Raw genomic sequence first — 15,492 nt, 5'->3', positions numbered from 1 at the left:
CCGTCCCTGTCCGGTTCTGCGGCCCCTGTCCTGTCCTGATCCACCGATCCTGTCCTGATCCACCGATCCTGTCCTGATCCACCGATCCTGTCCTGATCCACCGATCCTGTCCCGATCCACCGATCCTGTCCCGTTCCACCGATCCTGTCCCGTTCCACCGATCCTGTCCTGTTCTGCACACGATGCCCCAGATCGCACGTGTCTCGTCGAAGACTGTGCGATCCGGGGCTTTGTGTGCTCTGCGGGCGGCGGAGTGCGTGCCGGAGCGACCCTGAAGGTCAGTCCTGCATCGACAGACGGTGGATCGCAGCGAGGACCGACGTCTGTACTTCCGGCCAGTCGTGCACGATCTGCGCGTAGTCGAATCGCAGCGTCTCGTACCCGCGGATCGAGGCCGCCGAGTCCCTGACCAGATCCCGGTGCCGGTGTGATGCATCGTCATGATTCGACTTGCCGTCCGCCTCGAGGATCAGTCGCCCGTCGATGACGAAGTCGACGCGACCGACTCCGTCGATCACGACCTGGCAATCGAGTCGGATGCCGAGGAGGTGCAGTCTCAACCGCAGGAGGGACTCGAGCCCGCTGTCCGCATCCGGCCGCGCGATATCGACGAGCCAGCGCGCGTACTGCGGGAGCGCAGCTCGAACTCTGCCCCGCGCCGCCTTCGAGAGCTTGCCGAGTCGCCACGCGGACTCGAAGGCCGCGAAGAACGCCTCGTCGCCGGCGCATCGTCGGACGTGCACGAGTGCCACCGTGAGCGATGCGGCAGCGAGGGCACGATCGCCTCGGTAGTAGTGGATGACGCAGGCACAGTCGGGATGCGGATGACCGTGGCGGCCGGGACCGAGCCACACATGCACAGCGGCTGCCGTGGGCAGCGTCCACACTCCTTGTGCGCGAAGCACGGTCACACAGGTCGCTGCGCCGCCGTGCAGGACAGCGGTGCGGACGTCGTCCGGTACGCGACCCGACGCGAAGACCCCCGGACGCAGCCGCTCGATCTCCCCGGCATCCACGCTGCGCGACAACGTGCGTCGATCGAAACCGAGGCTCTGGAGGTGCGAACCGCGCGCGATCCCGACGAGCCGCTGGATGGTGTCGGGTGCGGAGAGCATGACGACAACCCTGCCGTCTGGGCCGCAGGGTCCGATGGCGTGAAGCCGTGACCGGTGGAGAAGGCGCCGGAGAAGCTCAGGGTGCAGGGGGAGTCGGCTTGTCCCAGCCTGCACAGCGTGCCTCGAATCACGGACGTTTCCCCGGCGCCGGTGTGCAGAACGGGGCATCGTGTGCAGATTGGGACATCCGGACAGGGCGCAGGGGAAGTGGGCTTGTCCCAGCCTGCACTGGGTGCCTCGAACCGCGGATGTTTCCCCGGCGCCGGTGTGCAGAACGGGGCATCGTGTGCAGAACGGGACATCAGGGCAGGGTGCATGAACACGATCGGATGCCGACCAGACCCGAAGACGGCGGATGCCGCAGGGAACATGTCCCTGCGGCATCCGTCGTCAGCGTGAGGTGGTCACCCCGGAGGGGATCAACCAGGGTGGGTCATCGACAGCAGGTCGAGCTTCTCGTCGAGCTGCTCGATCGTCAGCTCGCCGCGCTCGACGTAGCCGAGGTCGATCACGGCGTCGCGCACCGTGATGCCCTTCGCGACCGAGTGCTTGGCGATCTTCGCCGCGGCCTCGTAGCCGATCAGCTTGTTGAGCGGCGTCACGATCGACGGGCTCATGCCGGCGAAGGAGGCTGCGCGGTCGAGGTTCGCCTGCAGACCGTCGACGGTCTTGTCGGCGAGCACGCGCGAGGCGTTGGCGAGCAGGCGGATCGACTCCAGGACCGCCGTGCCCATGACCGGGATGGCGACGTTGAGCTCGAACGAACCGGACGCACCGGCCCAGGCGACGGTGGCGTCGTTGCCGATGACACGGGCGCAGACCATGAGCACCGCCTCGGGGACGACCGGGTTCACCTTGCCGGGCATGATCGACGAGCCGGGCTGCAGATCGGGGATGTGCAGCTCGCCGAGACCGGTGTTCGGGCCGGAGCCCATCCAGCGCAGGTCGTTGTTGATCTTGGTCAGCGAGACCGCGATCGTGCGGAGGGCGCCGGATGCCTCGACGAGACCGTCGCGGTTGGCCTGGGCCTCGAAGTGGTCCTTGGCCTCCGTGATCGGCAGCTCGGTCTCGGCCGCGAGCAGCTCGATCACCTTCTGCGGGAATCCGAGCGGGGTGTTGATGCCGGTTCCGGTGGCGGTGCCGCCCAGCGGCACCTCGGCGACGCGGGGGAGAGCCGACTGGACGCGCTCGATGCCGAGACGCATCTGACGTGCGTAACCGCCGAACTCCTGGCCGAGGGTGACCGGCGTCGCATCCATCAGGTGGGTGCGGCCGGACTTCACGGCGTCCTTCCACAGCTCGGCCTTCGCCTCGAAGGCGACGGCGAGGTGGTCGAGGGCCGGGATGAGCGTGTCGATCAGAGCCTGCGTGACGGCGATGTGCACGGAGGTCGGGAACACGTCGTTCGACGACTGCGACGCGTTGACGTGATCGTTCGGGTGCACGTTCGCACCGAGGATGCGGGTGGCGAGCGTCGCGAGGACCTCGTTCATGTTCATGTTCGACGACGTGCCAGAGCCGGTCTGGTAGGTGTCGACGGGGAACTCGCCGTCGTGAGCGCCGGAGGCGACCTGGTCGGCCGCCTGGGCGATCGCGTCCGCGATCGCGCCGTCGAGCGTGCCGAGCTCCTTGTTCGCGAGCGCCGCCGCCTTCTTGATGCGTGCGAGCGCAGCGATCTGGGTGGACTCCAGACCCTTGCCCGAGATGGGGAAGTTCTCCACCGCACGCTGCGTCTGAGCGCCGTAGAGTGCGTTGACGGGAACCCGCACCTCGCCCATCGTGTCGTGCTCGATGCGGTATCCCTGCGCGTCCGCGCCGCTGTGCTGGTCGGTCATTCCGAACCCTCCTTGGTTGCGGGGCTGTGCCCCTCGGTGTCGATTCCGTCGTCGTCGATCCCGACCGTGATGACGGGCACCGCAGTGCCCTCGGCGAGTCGGTAGTTCGCGCCGACGATGCCCAGACGGCCTTCCGCGACGGCGTTCGAGATCACCTCGGACGACTGCAGCAGGTCTCTGACGGTGTTGCGCAGGTGCTCCTGGCCGACGAGTTCGGCGTCGATCTCGGCGACGGTGCTTCCGCCGCTCTCGGCGAGCACCTTGCGGGCGGCGGGGACGATCGGGGCGATGAGCTTCCAGATGTGCGGAGGCAGGGGTGCCGCGTCGATCGCGGTGCCGTCGATCGCTGCGCGCACGGCGCCGCAGGAGTCGTGGGCGAGGACGACGATCAGCGGCACGTTCAGAACCGCAACCGCGTACTCGAGGCTCGCGACGATCGACTCGCCGATGACCTGTCCGGCGTTGCGGACGACGAAGAGGTCGCCGAGGCCGAGGTCGAAGATGATCTCGGCGGCCAGACGCGAGTCGGAGCATCCGAACAGCGTGGCGACGGGATGCTGCGCCGCAGCGAGGTGCTTGCGCCGGGCCACGTCCTGGTTGGGGTGCCGGGGGGCGTCGGCCACGAATCGCCGGTTGCCCTCCTGCATCTGCGTCCAGGCGGCGGCGGGAGTGAGCACGGGGGTCATCGGGTCTCCGAGAGTTCGCGGATCTGGGGGAGGAGCGATTCGGCGAGTTCGGCGGCGGACTCGGCCGAGCGGGAACCGTAGAGCAGCAGGTAGTCGTCGCCCGCCTGGGTCCCGATCGCGTAGGTGATGTTCTGCTTCGCGCCGGCGTCGCCGAGGTCGTAGACGTCCCACTCCACGCCGTCGATGGTCGTGGTGTCGGTCGGGGCCGTGCCGTTGAGACGCTGCGGGGCCCACGACGCATCCGTGCCGAAGGCCTGTGCGAGCTTGATGAAGCCGCGCTCGTTCTGGGCAGCCGGGGCCAGCGTCACGTCCCAGACCATCGGGGCGCCGCTGGTGAGGCCTGCGGCGTTGACACGCCAGAACGATCCGAGTTCGGGGACGATGACCGGGCTCCCGACGGTGGATTCCACGTCGGCGGCGATGCCGGCGACGTCGATGTCCTCCGTGGTCGCTGGCTCCCCGCGCGGAACGGCGAAGACGATCACCGCGACGATCGCCAGAGTGGCGATGAGGGCGGCGACGAGGCTCCGCACGGTCTGGCTCGATCGATAGGCCTTGCTCGAGGCGGCCTTGCGGGCCGCGGTCTCGGCGGGGGTCTCCGGGCGTCCGAGCTCCGCGACGATCGGGGCCGGCTTGTTCACGACTCGTCCCCGGAGGAGTCTGATGCGCCGGAGGAGTCGGATGCGGCCGAGCGTGCGGCGTCGAGGCGGCGCTTGGCGCCCAGGAGCCACTCCTCGCAGCGGGCCGCGAGGGCCTCGCCACGTTCCCAGAGGGCGAGCGACTGCTCGAGCGTGGGCGCCCCCTGCTCGAGCTCCGAGACCACCCTGACCAGCTCGTCTCGAGCGGCTTCGAACGACAGCGTGTCCACAGGGGTGTCGTTCAGCGCACTCACGCCTCCATCCTACGCGGTGCGCGGGCGGTGCTCATCCGGAGGGCCGTCCCGCGGACGGACCGCCGGGGCATCCGCCGGACGGCCCGACGCACTACCGGGAGGAGGATGCCGACTCCTCGGCGATCTCGCCTTCGGAACGCGCCGCGAGCGAGCCGCGGTCGACCGTGATCGTGAGGGCGCTTCCGGCCGGCGCATCCGCCGCGTCGCGCAGGATGACGCCTCCGTCGAGGTGGGCGATCGCATAGCCGCGCGCGAGCGTGGCCGCGGGGGAGAGGGCACGGAGCGACGCGCGCAGCTCGCTGGTCGCGCGGCCTGCCGCGTCGAGCCGACGCGTGATGGTGTCCCGCCCGCGGGAGAGGGTGAGCCACACCTCCTGCGAACGCGAGTCGATGATCGGATCGTGCGATCGCAGTGCCGGACGGGACCGCAGCTGCTCCAGCTGGGCGATGTCGTGCGACAGGCGCTGGGTGACCCGAGAGGTGGCTCTTGACCGCAACTGCGCGATCAGGGCCCGCTGCTCGCTGACGTCCGGCACGATCCGCTTGGCGGCATCGGTGGGTGTGGAGGCGCGGAGGTCGGCGACGTCGTCGAGAAGCGGATGGTCGTTCTCATGGCCGATCGCGCTGACGACGGGAGTCGAGGCTGCTGCCACGGCGCGCACGAGGCGTTCATCGCTGAAGCCGAGAAGCGTCTGCGGGTCGCCGCCACCGCGGGCGATGACGATCACGTCGACATCGGGGTCGGCGTCGAGCCTGGCGAGTGCCGCGAGCGTGTCGGGGACGCAGCGGTCGCCCTGTACGGCGGCGTACTCCGTGCGGAAGCGGACCTGGGGCCACCGCAGCTCGGCGTTGCGGTGCACGTCCTTCTCGGCATCCGACTTCTCACCGGTGATCAGCCCGATCACGTGCGGCAGGAAGGGCAGCCGCTTCTTGCGGGATGCATCGAAGAGGCCCTCCTGGCGCAGCTGCAGTCGCAGCTTCTCGAGGCGTTCGAGCTGATCGCCGAGACCGACGTGCTTCATCGCCGACACAGCGAAGCTGAAGTCGCCCGCCTTGACGAAGTAGTCGGCCTTGACCGCCGCGACCACATGATCGCCGACGGCGAGATCGGAGGGGATGCGGGGGCGGACGCTCGACCAGATCCTGATGGAGATCTGCGCGTCGGACCGGGTGTCCTTGAGGCGGGCGAAGATGTTGCCGCCGCGGACGTTCCAGGAGGTGATCTCGCCCTCGACCCACACGGTGTTCCATCGGGCGACGAAGTCGCGGATGGTCCCGTTCAGCCGGGCCACGGACGTCGGCGCGTCCGCGGTGGAGTCGCGGGGAGCCACGGCATCCGCGGGCGGAGTCTCGCCCGGACGCGTGGATGCTTCGAAGACCGTCATGCGCTCGGCGTCCCCTTCCCGCTCCTGCTCAGGTTCTCGGCGGTAGAATTCAAGGGTGACCTCGACTGCCGTTCATCTGCCCCTGCCGCGTATCCCACGAGTACGTGGGGCGGCCGGGCGGCTTCAGGATAACCCGGTCGTGGGGAACAAGCGCGTTCTGCTCGCCGCTCCCCGCGGCTACTGCGCCGGCGTCGACCGCGCCGTGGTCGCGGTCGAGAAGGCGCTCGAGCGCTACGGAGCCCCCGTCTACGTGCGCAAGCAGATCGTGCACAACATCCACGTCGTCTCCGAGCTCGAGGAGAAGGGCGCCGTTTTCGTCGAAGAGGTCGACGAGGTGCCGCCGGGTGCTCACGTCGTCTTCAGCGCTCACGGAGTCTCGCCCGCCGTCGTCGATGCGGCGGCTGACCGCGGCCTGCACGCGATCGATGCGACCTGTCCCCTGGTGACCAAGGTGCACCGCGAGGCCGTGCGCTTCGCCCGTGACGACTTCGAGATCCTGCTCATCGGCCACGAGGGTCACGAGGAGGTCGAGGGTACGGCCGGCGAAGCGCCGGACCACGTCACGATCGTCAACTCGCCCGCCGAGGCGGACACCGTGCAGGTGAAGGATCCCTCGAAGGTCGTCTGGCTCTCGCAGACCACGCTGTCGGTCGACGAGACCATGGAGACCGTCAACCGGCTGCGCACGCGGTTCCCCGAGATGCACAATCCGCCGTCCGACGACATCTGCTACGCGACGCAGAACCGCCAGGTCGCGATCAAGAAGGTCGCCGCGAACGCCGACCTCGTGATCGTCGTCGGCTCGGCGAACTCGTCGAACTCGGTGCGCCTGGTCGAGGTCGCTCTCGAGTACGGCGCCAAGGCGGCGTACCGGGTGGACTACGCCGAAGAGGTCAAGCAGGAGTGGCTCGACGGCGTCGCCACGGTCGGGGTGACCAGCGGCGCATCCGTTCCCGAGGTGCTCGTGCGGGAGGTGCTCGACGCTCTCGACGGCGCCGGCTACCGAGACGTCGAAGAGGTCAAGACGGCGGAGGAGGACCTCATGTTCTCCCTTCCGAAGGAGCTGCGCCAGGATGCCTCCGGCCAGCGCGACGCCCGGGCGCTGGGGGACGCGCGTCTGGTGGAAGCGCCTAGACGGTGAGCGCCGCAGAGGCCGAGCCGACCCTCATCGGGTCCGTTCAACGTGCTCTGCGGCTCGTGGACATCGTGGCGAACTCGCCGCGACCTCTGCCGGTGAAGATGCTGTCCGCCATCACCGGACTCACTCAGGGCACGACCTACAACCTCGTGCGCACGCTGGTCCATGAGGGATACCTGAGCAGCGAACCGGACGGCCTCGTGCTCGGCTCCCGGTTTCCGGCGTTCCAGGCGGACTCGGGCGCGAGAGGGATCTTCCTCGCGCGAGTGCGCGCGGCGCTCCGTGACGTGACCGAGGAGCTGGGAGCGACCGCCTACCTGTCCCGGTATCGGGACGGCGAACTGCACCTCGTCGACATCGTCGATGCGGTGCGCAATCCCCGGATCGAGCTGTGGGTGGGGCTGGAGTCCAGCGCGCACGCCACGGCGCTCGGGAAGCAGATCCTCACCGACCTCAGCGACGACGAGCGCCTGGACTACCTCGCCAGGCACCGGCTCGAAGAGCTCACGCCGCGCACGATCAGCGATCGGCGGACGCTGCTGACCCACCTGGAGCAGTCCCCGGGCTTCGCAGTCGACCGCGAGGAGTATGCGATCGGCAACGCCTGCATCGCCGTCCCCGTCATCGCGCCGGACGTGGTGGCGTCGCTCGCGATCTCGCTCCCGGCCGACCAGGCCGTGCTCGATCGCGGCCTCATCGGCAAGCTTCAGCAGGCCGCGCGGCGCCTGTCTCTGCAGCTCGGCGCGGATGCACTGGCGGGCAGCGAGCCGTCGGCGAGTGCCTCCGAGTGAACCTGCCGTAGTTCAGCGGGCAGGATGTTGTTTCACTATCTGAAGAAATACCTCTAGCGTGTCGGCACGCGCTTTCCTACAGTGTGAGTTGTAGTCGTCTGTGCATTCGGCGCTACAGGTGGTGAAACGTCCCCAGCGTTTCTCAACCCACTTGGATGACGAACGTCCCCAGCGTTCCGAGTCCGCGGCCCCGCGAAGTCCCCACTTCTCCGGGGCCGCCATCATGTTTCCGCGGCATCATCCTGAGAGCCGCGCAGAGGCCCGGCGGATAGCATGTCGTCATGACGGACGAACGGCCGCAGTACGGCGAGATCGCCACCCTCGAGGAGCAGCGCAAGGCAGCAGGCCTGCCGCCGCTGGACGCGATGCCGGTCGCGGCCGAGTCGCCCGTCGTGCCGGAAGCGCCGACCACTGAGCCACGTCGCGCGGGCTCGAGCCCGGTCGACCGTTTCGTGACGATCGCGCTGCTCGCCTACGGCCTCGTCAACGTCGTCGTCACCGGACTGTCCTACCTCGACTTCTCCACCGCGATGAACGAGGTGCTGCGAGCCGTCGGCGCAGACGGGGAGTTCACGAACTTCGCGCAGGGCAAGCTCTGGGGGACGATCGCCGCCGTCGTGCTGGCAGCGGGCTGGTCGTTCACCGCCTACTTCTCGATCCGCCGGCTGCGCAGCGGACGGCGAGGCTGGTGGGTCCCGCTCGTCGGGGCCGCGGTCACGCTGTTCGTCGCATCGATCTGCGTCGCGATCCCTCTGATGAACGACCCGGCGTTCATCGCCTTCATGGACACGATGGCGGCGCGCTAGCCGCCGGATACGCAGAGATGCCCCCGACCGGTCGGTCGGGGGCATCTCTATGTCAGGCAGCTTGGGGTCAGCTCTTCGACTGGCCGTAGGAGCCGAGCTGGCGCGTGGACTCGACGACGCGAGCGGCCATGGCGGTCTCTGCGACCTTGCCCCAGGCACGCGGGTCGTACTGCTTCTTGTTGCCGACCTCGCCGTCGACCTTCAGGACGCCGTCGTAGTTCTTGAACATGTAGTCGGCGATCGCGCGCGTGTAGGCGTACTGCGTGTCGGTGTCGATGTTCATCTTGATGACGCCATTGGCGACCGCGAGGGCGATCTCGTCATCCGTGGAGCCGGAGCCACCGTGGAAGACGAGGTCGAGCGGCTTCGCTCCGGTGTTGTACTTCGCGGCGACCTGCTCCTGGATCTCTCCGAGCAGTTCGGGGCGCAGCTTGACTCCACCGGGCTTGTAGACGCCGTGGACGTTGCCGAAGGTGAGGGCCGCGATGTAGCGGCCCTGCTCGCCGAGGCCGAGAGCCTGCACGGCCTGGTCGACATCCGCGAAGGTCGTGTAGAGAGCGTCGTTCGAGCCCTCGTGCGCGACACCGTCCTCCTCGCCGCCGACGACGCCGATCTCGACCTCGAGGATGGCGTTGATGTTCTTCATCCGGGGCAGCAGATCCTTGGCGATCTCGATGTTCTCCGCGAGGGGGACTGCGGAGCCGTCCCACATGTGGGACTGGAAGATCGGGTTGCGGCCGGCCTTCACCTCTTCCTCGGATGCGGTGATCAGCGGCTCGACGAAGCCGGCGAGGGCGTCCTTCGGGCAGTGGTCGGTGTGCAGCGCGACGGTCACCGGGTAGTTCTTGGCGACCTCGGTGGCGTAGCGGGCGAACGCGAGCGCGCCGGTCGCGCGAGCCTTGACGGTGTGGCCGGCGAAGTAGTCGGCGCCACCGGTGGTGACCTGGATGATTCCGTCTGAGCCCGCCTCGGTGAGGCCCTGCAGGACGGAGTTGATCGTCTGCGAGCTGGAGACGTTGAAGGCGGGGTACGCGAAGCCGCCGGCCTTCGCGCGGTCGAGCATTTCGGCGTACTGATCCGGGGTGGCGACGGGCATGAGAACTCCTGCGATAGGGGAAGCCGGGACAGCTGTCACTCTATCGGGGCTGACTCGGTGCTGCTGTCGAGGTGACCCCGCGAGCGCCCCTGTCCTATTGTCGTGTTAAGAATCGCGATTCCTTCGTCCGTTGTAGCCCGAAAACGGGCTGGTTGACGCGCCTTCCTGGTTAGGCTGGCCGCATGGTGAGTCTTACTGCGGATCTGAGCCCTCTTCGTCCCGACCGAAACCTGGCGATGGAGCTGGTGCGAGCGACCGAGGCTGCCGCGATCCGCGCCGTGCCATTCATCGGACGTGGCGCGAAGGAGGCCGCAGACGGTGCCGCCGTCGACGCGATGCGCGCCTTCCTGGGCACGGTCGCCTTCCAGGGCAGAGTCGTCATCGGCGAGGGCGAGAAGGACAACGCTCCCATGCTGTTCAACGGCGAGGTCGTCGGCACGGGCACCGGTCCGCAGTGCGACATCGCCGTCGACCCGATCGACGGCACGTCGTTGACGGCCGCCGGGCGGCAGAACGCGCTCTCGGTGATCGCCGTGTCCGACCGCGGGTCGATGCTCGACGCCTCCAGCGTGTTCTACATGGACAAGCTCGTCACCGGCCCGGCAGGCGTGGGCGTGGTCGACATCCGGCTCCCCATCGGCGAGAACATCCGCAAGCTCGCCGGCGCGCTGGGCAAGCCCGTCGACGAGATCGTCGTCTCGGTCCTGAACCGCCCCCGCCACGAGCAGCTGATCCAGGAGATCCGGGATGCCGGTGCCGGCACCCGCCTGATGAGCGACGGCGACGTCGCCGGTGGCATCAATGCTGCCCGTCACGCGGCTCGCACCGACATGTGCGTCGGTATCGGCGGCAGCCCGGAGGGGATCGTGACGGCCTGCGCGATCAAGGCGCTCGGCGGGCACATTCAGGGGCGTCTGTGGCCGCGTGACGACGATGAGCGTCAGCGCGGCATCGATGCGGGACTCGACATGGACCGCGTGTACGAGGCGAACGATCTCGTGCGGGGAGACAACACGATCTTCGTCGCGACCGGCGTCACCGACGGCCAGCTGGTCGACGGTGTGCGGCGCGACGGCGGATACATCTACACCGAGAGCGTCGTGCTGCGCGGGGCCTCGGGGACGCTGCGTCGGATCGCTTCCGAGCACCTCGTCTCGAAGTGGCTCTGACGTCGATCTCCTGAGCGCGGTCAGGTCATCGTTACCGACCCGGTATAGCCCTCTAGAGCGCCGGGCGAGCTTTCCTCCGCGCCCGTGTCACAATTGACACTGGATTTGTCGCCGTCGACGGAGCCGCCAGGCACCGCAGGCACAGGAGGGCAGACCGATGACAACGCAGCACACGAGTGGCTCCAAAGCCGCGCCGACCAAGATCGTCACGACGAGCACCGGCCGCATCATGCGTGTCTCCGTGGACGAAGCGGGCGTTCCCCTGTCTCACGCACCCGCCGCCGTGACGAAGGCTCCGGTCTCGGATCCCGCGCGACGTGCCGACGTGTTGTTCCGCGTGCGCCGTGATGAAGGTCACGAGCTCAGCTCCTGGTGGATGGTCGGCGCATTCGTCGTGACGAGCGGCCTGGTCATCCTGCTGCTCAGCGGCGTACCCGGCATCGCCTGACCCCGGGCGTTCCGCTACCGCAGCTGTCTTTCGTGTCAGCCGCCTATCATTCAGCCACCCATCCTTCCGCACCCATCGCCTGGTGAGCGCCGAGCCGCGATCGGATCTCACCCACGTCGGCCTGCAGAGCTGGAGCATCCGTTGCGTCGTCTGACCGAGTGCCGTCTGCTGACGCTCCGTCTGCGGAAGCATCTGCGGCTGCTGCGGCGTCGTCTGCGGTCGAGACGCCTTCCACCAGCTCTGCTGCCGTGAACCTGCGGGACTGCGCGGTGATCGTCGGCGGCACTGCGTCGAGCGTCGTGGCGCTGATGCCGGGGAACTGGCGAGCGGTGACCAGGACTCTGCTCTCCAGAGAGCCGGCGAAACGGTTGTAGCTGTCGACCGTGCGCTCCAGCGCGCGCCGCAGATCATCCGCGTGGCCGGCCAGTACGCCGAGCCGGTCGTACAGCTGCGTGCCGAGGTTCAGCAGCGCCCGTGCCTCGGTCGAGACCTCCTGTTGCGTCCACGTGTACGCCACGGTCTTCAGGACCGCCCAGAGGTTCACGGGCGACGCGAGTGCCACCCGCTTGCTGAACGCGTAGTCGAGCAGCGTCGGGTCCTCATCGATCGCCGCTGCCAGCAGGGATTCGCTCGGCAGGAAGCAGATGACGAACTCGGGGCTCGCTTCGAGTCCCGACCAGTACGCCTTCTTGGCGAGGGCGTCGATGTGCGCGCGCACTGCTTTGACGTGCTTCTGCATGTGCGCTCGTCGTTGCGTCTCGTACGAGTCGCCTGCGGGCAGAGCCGAGGCTTCGAGATACGCGTCGAGCGGCACCTTGGCATCGACGGCGATGGAGGTGCCGCCCGCGAGACGGATCACCATGTCGGGGCGCCCCTGCCCGCGGTCGGACGAGATGGTGGATTGCAGGTCGAAGTCGACATGACGGGTCAGACCTGCGGCCTCGACGACGCGACGGAGCTGCGTCTCGCCCCAGACGCCGCGCGTCGCCGTCGACTTGAGGGCACCGGCGAGGGACTCGGTCGTCGCGCGCAGGGCCTCGTCGGACTCCTGGGCGCGCCGGAGCTGCTCGGCGAGCGAGCCGAACTGCGCGTGCCGCTCCTGCTCGATGGCGGACACCTTCTGCTGCATCTGCTGGAGGCTCTCACGCACGGGGGCCAGTGCCGTGAGCACTGCGTTCTGCTGCTGCACGCGCTGTGCCTCGGCACGCTGCTCCAGTCGTGCATGCTCGACGGCATCCCGGTAGAGGTCGTACTGCCGGTCGCGATCGTCGCGCGCAGCGGCGAGCTCTGCCTCTGCCCGCGCGAGGTCGGCGGCCCCACGCGAGGCACGGAGGAACCAGCCACCGGCCACGCCGGCCGCCAGTGCGACCAGGAGGAGAACCATCGTCAGAGCGTCCATGACCCCATGATGCGCCAGGGGTCGGACATTCGCATGGCGCGACTCAGGCGACGGTGCGCCAGCGGCCGAGGCGACTCAGGCGACGGCGCGCTCGGGCACGGCGGCGACGGGCACGGCGGCGACGGGCTCCGTGACACGCAGCTTGAGCGCTGTCGCCAGGGCGAAGACGTCGGGGGAGGCGGTGCGGCGGGCGGCATCCATGATGATGTGCGCGCAGGCGAGCGCGTCCGCGAGCGCGTCGTGGTGGGAGAAGCCCGTGAAGCCGGCGGCCTCGGCAGCTTTCGGCAGCCGGTACGACTCGAGCTCGTAGACCTTGCGGGCCACCTGCAGGCTGCACAGCGAACGGTAGGGCGGGCAGTCGCCCCCGGTCGCCTCGGAGGCGCGACGCAGCACGTTCAGATCGAATCCGGCGTTGTGGGCGACCAGCACGTCGGCCCCGGCGAAGGCGCACAGCCGGTCGAACTGATCGGCCCAGGTGGCGGCCGTCACGACGTCGTGCGCGCGGATGCCGTGGATCTTGGTGTTCCATTCCTGGAACTCGTCGTGACCTGCCGGCGGGCGGATCAGCCATCCGGCGGTGGCCACGACCTGGCCGTCTCGCACGCGGACGAGTCCGACGGAACAGGCGGATGCCGGGCTGGAGTTCGCAGTCTCGAAGTCGATCGCAGTGAAATCCAGTGGCACATCCCCACTCTCTCCCCGGCTTCTGAGCCGACCGAGGAGGACGCGCCGTAGGCTGGCGACATGAGTGCAGACAGGGCGACATCGTTCGGCGCGCAGGCCGAGAACTACGAGGCCGGGAGGCCCGAGTATCCCTTCGAGGCCGTGGCGTGGATGCTCGACGCGATGCCGCACGGGTCGCGCCGCATCGCCGACGTCGGCGCAGGGACGGGCAAGCTCACGCGCGTCCTCGCCCAGGCTCCCGGGGCCGAGGTCGTGGCAGTGGACCCGGACGAGACGATGCTCGCCACACTGCGGCGGAGCGTCCAGGGCGTCCCGACGTTCCGCGGCTCGGCGGAGCGCTTGCCGCTGCCGGACGCGAGCCTCGACGCCGTCGTGCTCGGGCAGGCCTGGCACTGGGTCGAGCCGGTCGCGGCGTCTGCCGAGATCGGTCGAGTCGTCCGCACAGACGGCGTGCTCGGACTGATCTGGAACATCCGCGACGAGCGCGTGGAGTGGGTGCACCGACTGACGGAGATCATGCACAGCAGTCCGGCGGAGAACCTGGTCAACGGGCCGGAGGGTCCACGCATCGAGGCTCCCTTCGCGGACGCAGAGACGCAGACCTGGGAGTGGACCCGCCCGATGACCCGCACTCAGCTGCACCAGATGGCGCTGTCGCGCAGCTACCTCATCGCCGCGTCCCCCGAGGAACGCGCGGAGATCGCGAGCGCGATGGACGCGCTGTTCGACGAAGTCGGTCTCGGCGACGGCACGATCGACCTGCCCTACGTGACCCACGCCTTCCGTGCCGTGCGGCGCTGACTGTCGGCGCTGACGGTCACCCCGGCGACCGCCCGCAGGATCGTCGCATCGGCGACAGGTAGACTCGACCCCCGTGGCTCTCACTATCGGCATCGTCGGCCTGCCCAACGTCGGCAAGTCCACCCTCTTCAACGCTCTCACCAAGAACGACGTCCTCGCGGCGAACTATCCGTTCGCGACGATCGAGCCGAACGTCGGGGTGGTGAACCTGCCCGATCCGCGTCTCGACAAGCTCGCCGAGATCTTCGGCAGTGAGCGCATCCTGCCTGCCGCCGTGTCGTTCGTGGACATCGCCGGTATCGTCCGCGGCGCGAGCGAGGGCGAGGGGCTGGGCAACAAGTTCCTCGCGAACATCCGCGAGGCGGACGCGATCGCACAGGTGGTCCGTGGCTTCGCCGACGACGACGTCGTGCACGTCGACGGTGCGGTGAACCCGGCATCCGACATGGAGACGATCAACGCCGAGCTGATGCTCGCCGACCTCGAGACGGTCGACAGGGCGATCACGCGGTACGAGAAGGAAGTGCGAGGCAAGAAGATCGAGCCCGTCGTCCTCGAGACCGCGAAGGCGGCGAAGGATGCCCTGGAGCGCGGCGTGCTGCTGTCCGTCGCCGGCATCGACCTGACGCCGATCCGGGAGCTCGGTCTGCTGACCTCCAAGCCGGTCATCTTCGTCTTCAACGTCGACGAGGCGGTGCTCACGAACGACGAGCGCAAGGCCGAGCTCGCGGCGCTCGTCGCTCCGGCGAAGGCGATCTTCCTCGACGCGAAGATCGAGTCCGAGCTCATCGACCTCGACCCCGAGGACGCAGCCGAGCTGCTCGCCTCGACCGGTCAGGACGAGTCCGGCCTCGACCAGCTCGCGCGCATCGGGTTCGACACGCTGGGTCTGCAGACCTACCTCACCGCCGGCCCCAAAGAGGCGCGCGCGTGGACGATCCCGAAGGGCTCGAAAGCACCTCAGGCTGCCGGCGTCATCCACACCGACTTCGAGAAGGGCTTCATCAAGGCGGAGATCGTCTCGTTCGACGACCTCGTCGAGACCGGCTCCGTCGTCGAAGCGCGTGCGAAGGGCAAGGCTCGCCTCGAGGGCAAGGACTACGTCATGCAGGACGGCGACGTCGTGGAGTTCCGCTTCAACAACTGAGGTACCTCGGATGCCGATGAGCAGCGGAGTCACAGGGCAGCAGAGAGTCGCCGTCCGCCACGCATTCTCGCTCGCGGGCTACGACACGCATCTGGGGAATC

General features: G+C 68.5%; 16 protein-coding genes. 7 read left to right on the top strand and 9 right to left on the bottom strand.

Translation table 11 applies throughout. The features are described 5' to 3' along the window. Positions 1-278 precede the first annotated feature (278 nt). From BLW44_RS13150 to xseA, 6 genes are all read right to left on the bottom strand, one after another. Positions 279-1,115 carry a DUF559 domain-containing protein gene (locus BLW44_RS13150; protein WP_060926784.1) on the bottom strand — a complete coding sequence of 279 codons (837 nt, stop codon included), beginning with the start codon at positions 1,113-1,115 and terminating at the stop codon, positions 279-281. Between the two features lie 419 nt (positions 1,116-1,534). After that, positions 1,535-2,950: a class II fumarate hydratase gene (locus tag BLW44_RS13145; RefSeq protein WP_060926783.1), complete on the bottom strand. Its 1,416-nt coding sequence runs from the start codon at positions 2,948-2,950 to the stop codon at positions 1,535-1,537. Continuing rightward, the gene (locus BLW44_RS13140; protein ID WP_060926782.1) at positions 2,947-3,636 is read right to left on the bottom strand and encodes a carbonic anhydrase; all 690 of its coding nucleotides are present in this window, start codon (positions 3,634-3,636) and stop codon (positions 2,947-2,949) included. Before BLW44_RS13140 ends, BLW44_RS13145 begins: the two co-directional genes overlap by 4 nt. Beyond that, positions 3,633-4,277 (bottom strand): DUF4245 family protein, encoded by a 645-nt coding sequence (locus BLW44_RS13135; RefSeq protein ID WP_074731813.1) that lies wholly within the window; start codon positions 4,275-4,277, stop codon positions 3,633-3,635. Before BLW44_RS13135 ends, BLW44_RS13140 begins: the two co-directional genes overlap by 4 nt. Next, positions 4,274-4,528, bottom strand: coding sequence for an exodeoxyribonuclease VII small subunit (locus tag BLW44_RS13130; protein WP_060926781.1), 255 nt, complete (start codon positions 4,526-4,528; stop codon positions 4,274-4,276). Before BLW44_RS13130 ends, BLW44_RS13135 begins: the two co-directional genes overlap by 4 nt. Before the next feature lie 91 nt (positions 4,529-4,619). Next, on the bottom strand, positions 4,620-5,912 hold the full coding sequence (xseA, locus tag BLW44_RS13125) for an exodeoxyribonuclease VII large subunit (protein WP_060926780.1): 1,293 nt from the start codon (positions 5,910-5,912) through the stop codon (positions 4,620-4,622). Between the two features lie 55 nt (positions 5,913-5,967). On the opposite strand from xseA, the gene BLW44_RS13120 reads away from it, so the two are divergent. From BLW44_RS13120 to BLW44_RS13110, 3 genes are all read left to right on the top strand, one after another. Next, the gene (locus BLW44_RS13120; RefSeq protein WP_175473395.1) at positions 5,968-7,053 is read left to right on the top strand and encodes a 4-hydroxy-3-methylbut-2-enyl diphosphate reductase; all 1,086 of its coding nucleotides are present in this window, start codon (positions 5,968-5,970) and stop codon (positions 7,051-7,053) included. Next, positions 7,050-7,841: an IclR family transcriptional regulator gene (locus BLW44_RS13115; RefSeq protein ID WP_060926779.1), complete on the top strand. Its 792-nt coding sequence runs from the start codon at positions 7,050-7,052 to the stop codon at positions 7,839-7,841. The genes BLW44_RS13120 and BLW44_RS13115 overlap by 4 nt, the downstream gene beginning before the upstream one ends. Positions 7,842-8,122: 281 nt before the next feature. Then, on the top strand, positions 8,123-8,647 hold the full coding sequence (locus BLW44_RS13110; protein ID WP_060926778.1) for a DUF6264 family protein: 525 nt from the start codon (positions 8,123-8,125) through the stop codon (positions 8,645-8,647). A gap of 67 nt (positions 8,648-8,714) precedes the next feature. Here the strand turns inward: BLW44_RS13110 and fbaA are convergent, their stop codons facing one another. Continuing rightward, positions 8,715-9,743 (bottom strand): class II fructose-bisphosphate aldolase, encoded by a 1,029-nt coding sequence (fbaA, locus tag BLW44_RS13105; protein ID WP_060926777.1) that lies wholly within the window; start codon positions 9,741-9,743, stop codon positions 8,715-8,717. A gap of 182 nt (positions 9,744-9,925) precedes the next feature. Between fbaA and glpX the strand changes: the two genes are divergently transcribed. Continuing rightward, positions 9,926-10,912, top strand: coding sequence for a class II fructose-bisphosphatase (glpX, locus tag BLW44_RS13100; RefSeq protein ID WP_060926776.1), 987 nt, complete (start codon positions 9,926-9,928; stop codon positions 10,910-10,912). A 157-nt stretch (positions 10,913-11,069) separates the two neighbouring features. After that, positions 11,070-11,360, top strand: coding sequence for a hypothetical protein (locus tag BLW44_RS13095; RefSeq protein ID WP_060926775.1), 291 nt, complete (start codon positions 11,070-11,072; stop codon positions 11,358-11,360). Positions 11,361-11,406: 46 nt separating this feature from the next. Here BLW44_RS13095 and BLW44_RS13090 read toward each other — a convergent pair whose 3' ends face one another. Together BLW44_RS13090 and BLW44_RS13085 are read right to left on the bottom strand one after the other, a co-directional pair. Next, positions 11,407-12,759 (bottom strand): DNA recombination protein RmuC, encoded by a 1,353-nt coding sequence (locus BLW44_RS13090; protein ID WP_060926774.1) that lies wholly within the window; start codon positions 12,757-12,759, stop codon positions 11,407-11,409. A 75-nt stretch (positions 12,760-12,834) separates the two neighbouring features. Beyond that, a complete protein-coding gene (locus tag BLW44_RS13085; RefSeq protein WP_060926773.1) occupies positions 12,835-13,443 on the bottom strand; it encodes an exonuclease domain-containing protein in 609 nt (202 codons plus the stop codon). A gap of 60 nt (positions 13,444-13,503) precedes the next feature. Here BLW44_RS13085 and BLW44_RS13080 point away from each other — a divergent pair, with 60 nt between their 5' ends. Both BLW44_RS13080 and ychF read left to right on the top strand, forming a co-directional pair. Beyond that, positions 13,504-14,244, top strand: a complete 741-nt coding sequence (locus BLW44_RS13080) for a class I SAM-dependent methyltransferase (protein ID WP_060926772.1) — start codon at positions 13,504-13,506, stop codon at positions 14,242-14,244. Positions 14,245-14,317: 73 nt separating this feature from the next. Continuing rightward, positions 14,318-15,391 carry a redox-regulated ATPase YchF gene (gene ychF / locus BLW44_RS13075; protein ID WP_060926771.1) on the top strand — a complete coding sequence of 358 codons (1,074 nt, stop codon included), beginning with the start codon at positions 14,318-14,320 and terminating at the stop codon, positions 15,389-15,391. Positions 15,392-15,492: the final 101 nt, after the last annotated feature.

This window comes from Microbacterium hydrocarbonoxydans (assembly GCF_900105205.1).
GTDB classification, from domain to species: Bacteria; Actinomycetota; Actinomycetes; order Actinomycetales; family Microbacteriaceae; genus Microbacterium; species Microbacterium hydrocarbonoxydans.
Note: the sequence above shows the minus strand (reverse complement) of the source record. Positions and strands in the feature narration are given on the sequence as shown.

What these genes read in the sequence shown, in the direction of transcription:
- BLW44_RS13150 (WP_060926784.1), bottom strand. Translation starts at nt 1,115, where the DNA reads ATGCTCTCCGCACCCGACACCATCCAGCGGCTCGTCGGGATCGCGCGC.
- BLW44_RS13145 (WP_060926783.1), bottom strand. Translation starts at nt 2,950, where the DNA reads ATGACCGACCAGCACAGCGGCGCGGACGCGCAGGGATACCGCATCGAG.
- BLW44_RS13140 (WP_060926782.1), bottom strand. Translation starts at nt 3,636, where the DNA reads ATGACCCCCGTGCTCACTCCCGCCGCCGCCTGGACGCAGATGCAGGAG.
- xseA (WP_060926780.1), bottom strand. Translation starts at nt 5,912, where the DNA reads ATGACGGTCTTCGAAGCATCCACGCGTCCGGGCGAGACTCCGCCCGCG.
- BLW44_RS13110 (WP_060926778.1), top strand. Translation starts at nt 8,123, where the DNA reads ATGACGGACGAACGGCCGCAGTACGGCGAGATCGCCACCCTCGAGGAG.
- fbaA (WP_060926777.1), bottom strand. Translation starts at nt 9,743, where the DNA reads ATGCCCGTCGCCACCCCGGATCAGTACGCCGAAATGCTCGACCGCGCG.
- glpX (WP_060926776.1), top strand. Translation starts at nt 9,926, where the DNA reads ATGGTGAGTCTTACTGCGGATCTGAGCCCTCTTCGTCCCGACCGAAAC.
- BLW44_RS13095 (WP_060926775.1), top strand. Translation starts at nt 11,070, where the DNA reads ATGACAACGCAGCACACGAGTGGCTCCAAAGCCGCGCCGACCAAGATC.
- BLW44_RS13090 (WP_060926774.1), bottom strand. Translation starts at nt 12,759, where the DNA reads ATGGACGCTCTGACGATGGTTCTCCTCCTGGTCGCACTGGCGGCCGGC.
- BLW44_RS13080 (WP_060926772.1), top strand. Translation starts at nt 13,504, where the DNA reads ATGAGTGCAGACAGGGCGACATCGTTCGGCGCGCAGGCCGAGAACTAC.